The organism is Protofrankia sp. Cj3 (assembly GCF_917627355.1).
In the GTDB taxonomy this organism is placed as follows: Bacteria; Actinomycetota; Actinomycetes; order Frankiales; family Frankiaceae; genus Protofrankia.
The window spans coordinates 5657-8854 of record NZ_CAKJTR010000195.1; the positions used below are offsets into that span (position 1 = coordinate 5657).

General features: G+C 72.8%; 3 protein-coding genes and 1 pseudogene. All 4 read left to right on the top strand.

Annotated features, from left to right (window positions below):
* Nucleotides 1-1069, top strand: a 1069-nt coding sequence (locus MJ783_RS19725) for a mycofactocin-associated electron transfer flavoprotein alpha subunit (protein ID WP_370651721.1), incomplete at its 5' end; no start/stop codon positions are given.
* Between the two features lie 41 nt (nucleotides 1070-1110).
* A complete protein-coding gene (locus MJ783_RS19730) occupies nucleotides 1111-2511 on the top strand; it encodes an FAD-dependent oxidoreductase (RefSeq protein WP_370651722.1) in 1401 nt (466 codons plus the stop codon).
* Between the two features lie 36 nt (nucleotides 2512-2547).
* A complete protein-coding gene (locus tag MJ783_RS19735) occupies nucleotides 2548-2877 on the top strand; it encodes a ferredoxin family protein (protein WP_239312492.1) in 330 nt (109 codons plus the stop codon).
* A pseudogene (locus tag MJ783_RS19740) lies at nucleotides 2852-3198 on the top strand (hypothetical protein); the annotation flags it as partial. The gene MJ783_RS19735 and the pseudogene MJ783_RS19740, both read left to right, overlap by 26 nt.

The window sequence follows — 3198 nt, forward strand, 5'->3', positions numbered from 1 at the left end:
GGCCGGTTCGCGCTCAGCCGGTTCGGCGCTCGGTGTCATTGTTGTGCGCCGCGGGGTGCTGCCGGCGGGTGCGGACGAGGTGACCGCGGAGGCGGGCGGGCGGGTACTGCTCGTCGGCGACGGCGTCGCCCGTGCCGCGACCGGCCTGACCGCCGCGACCGAGGTCACCCTGTGGGAGGCGGGCGAGTTCGCGCCGGCGGCATGGTCCGCGGCCCTGGCCACCGGGCTCGACCGCGGCACGGTCGGCAGCAGTCCGATCGACAGCGATTTGATCATTATGCCCGCCTCCCCGGACGGGCGCGACTTCGCCCCGCGGCTCGCCGCGGCTCTCCGACGGCAGCTGGTAGCCAACGCCGTCGCCGTCCGCCCCGGCGAGATCGTGGCCGAACGCTACGACGGCCGGCTCGCCGAGCATGTGCCGGTACGCGGGCCGGTGGTGGCGACTCTGGTGCCAGGCGTCCGCGGTGTCGCGCCGCACCCGGGCGTCCCGCGGACACGGTCGATCGCTCCGGCGCTCCCGCGTCCGGATGCGGTGCCCGATGCCGAGGTGCTGGAAGTGCTGGCGGCCGATCCGGCGACGATCGCGCTGACCGAGGCGCCCCGCATCGTCGGCGGCGGGCACGGAATGGGCAGCCGGGAGGCGTTCTCGCAGCTCAGCGACGTGGCCGCGGCCCTCGGCGCGTCGCTGGGCGGCACCCGGGTGGTGGCCGATCTTGACTGGATCCCCTTCGAGCGCCAGATCGGCACCACCGGGGCGATCGTGGCGCCCCGGCTGTACCTGGCTTTCGGGGTCAGCGGGGCCGTTCAGCACACCAGCGGCCTGGGCAGCCCCGATCACGTGATCTCGGTCAACGTCGACGGGAGCGCGCCGATGATGGCCATGGCCGATCTGGCGATCATCGCGGACGCCCCCGCGGTCGTGGCCGAGCTCCGCCGCCGGCTGGCCGGAGCTGCCGAGGCCACCGCCGGCACCAAAGCCATCGGCAGCGGGACCATCAGCAGCGGGAGCATCAGCAACGGGACCATCAGCGACACGACCGTCGGTCACGGCGAAGGGAGCACATCGTGAGCGGCGCGCCATCCTCGGATGATCGCTATCCGGATGGGCACCTGGCCGCGCCGCCGCGGCGCCCGGCCACCAGCCCGCTCCCCCCGTCCGCGACCGCGGCGCCGGCAGCGGCAGCGGCAGCACGGCCGGCGAACGCCGGACACGACGCGGATGTGATCGTCGTCGGCGCGGGACCAGCCGGGTCCGCGGCCGCGCTGGTCGCGGCCCGCGCGGGAAAATCGGTACTGCTGCTGGAACGCGGGCCGTTCCCGGGCGCGAAGAACCTCTACGGCGGGGTCGTCTACGGCCGGGTCCTCGATGACCTGGTGCCGGACTGGGCCGAGCAGGCGCCCATCCAACGGTGGGTCACCCGCCGCCAAACCATGATTCTTACTGGCGATCAGGCCCTCGCCATCGACTACCGCAACCAGAAGTGGGGCCGTCCGCCGTACAACGGCGCCACCACGCTGCGCTCCGAGTTCGACGCGTGGTTCGCCGGGCTGGCCGAGAAGGACGGCGCCACGCTCGTCACGTCCACCGTTGCCACCGGGCTGCTGCGAGACCCGCTCACCGGGCAGATCACCGGAGTGCGCACCGACCGTCCCGACGGCGACCTGCGGGCACCGCTGGTGATCGCCGCGGACGGAGTCAACTCCTTCCTCGCGAAGGAGGCCGGCCTGTACCCGAAGGCCGGCGCCCACCACTTCACCCTCGGCGCGAAGGAGATCCTCTCCCTGCCGCGCCGGGAGATCGAGGCCCGCTTCGGGGTCCGGGACCGCGACGGCGTGGACATCGAGATCCTCGGCGGTACCGGCGGTGTCGCCGGTGGTGGCTTCGTCTACACCAACCTCGACACGATCGCCGTTGGCGTGGTGCTCTCCGTGACGGACCTCGCCACCTCACGCCAGCGTCCCGAGGAACTCATCGCTGGGCTCAAGGCTCATCCGGCCATCCATCCGCTGGTCGAAGGCGGCGAACTGATCGAGTACGGCGCGCACCTGATCCCCGAGGGTGGTTACGACGCCATGCCGGCGCTGGCCGGCGACGGCCTGCTGGTCGCCGGCGACGCCGCCGCGATGTGCCTGGCCGCGGGGATCTGGCTGGAGGGGGTCAACTTCGCGATCGCGTCGGGTGCGGCGGCCGGCCAGACCGCGGTCGAGGCCCTGGGCGCGGGTGACACCTCCGCGCGCGGGCTCGCCGGCTACCGACGAAGCCTGGAGTCGTCGTTCGTGCTGGCCGACCACCGGAAGCTGCGCCGCGCGCCGGCACTCGTGCTCGGCGACCGCACGCAGCATCGGTACCCGGACCTGATCTGCGGAATTGTCGAGGACATGTTCACCGTGACGAACCCGCGCCCGAAGCGAGGCCTCGTGACGATCGCGCGTGCCCGGCTGCGCGGCAGCGGCGTGCGGCTGCGTGACCTCGCCCGGGACGGGACCGCGGCCCTGCGTACCTTCGGCTGAAGAATGATCGCTTCATCATCCCAGGGAGGCTGTGGCATGAGTACCCGAACCTTCCTTCGCTGGCCGGCCCGCCCGTCGTCCGCGGAGACCCTGTCGTTCGCCGACCGCATGGCGACGGTGCGCTTCGACGTGGCGGACAAGGCGCACATCACCGTCGACTCCACCGTGTGCGAGAAGTGCACCACCAAGGCCTGCGTGACGGCCTGCCCAGCTGACCTGTTCGTACCGAAGACCGACGGCGGCATCCTGTTCAACTACGAACAGTGCTTCGAGTGCGGGACCTGCTACATGGTCTGCGGCGCGCGGGGCGCGATCCGCTGGAGCTACCCGGAGGGAGGTCATGGTGTCGTCTTCCGCCACGGCTGACCTGGGCGGCCTCCCGGAGCTCCAGAACCTCCAGCTGACGGTGTTGGTGGCGCATTCGCCGCTGGCGGTCGAGGTGGACCCGCTGACCGGCGAGGTCCGCATCGACGACCGGCTGTCGGGCCTGTCCGCCGCCGACCAGGCGGCCTGTGAATGGGCGCTGCGTCTCGGCGACGCCTGGTCGGTGCCGGTACGGGCGCTGACCGTCGGGCCGCCCGCCGCGGACGCCGCGTTACGCGGCGCGCTCGCTGCCGGTGCCGCCACCGCGACCCGGGTCGCCACCGACGCCGACGCCGACGCTGACGCTGACGCCGACCCGCGGAT

Bases quoted from the DNA above. Each gene is read 5' to 3' on its own strand.
- MJ783_RS19735 (WP_239312492.1), top strand. From the start codon at position 2,548: ATGAGTACCCGAACCTTCCTTCGCTGGCCGGCCCGCCCGTCGTCCGCG.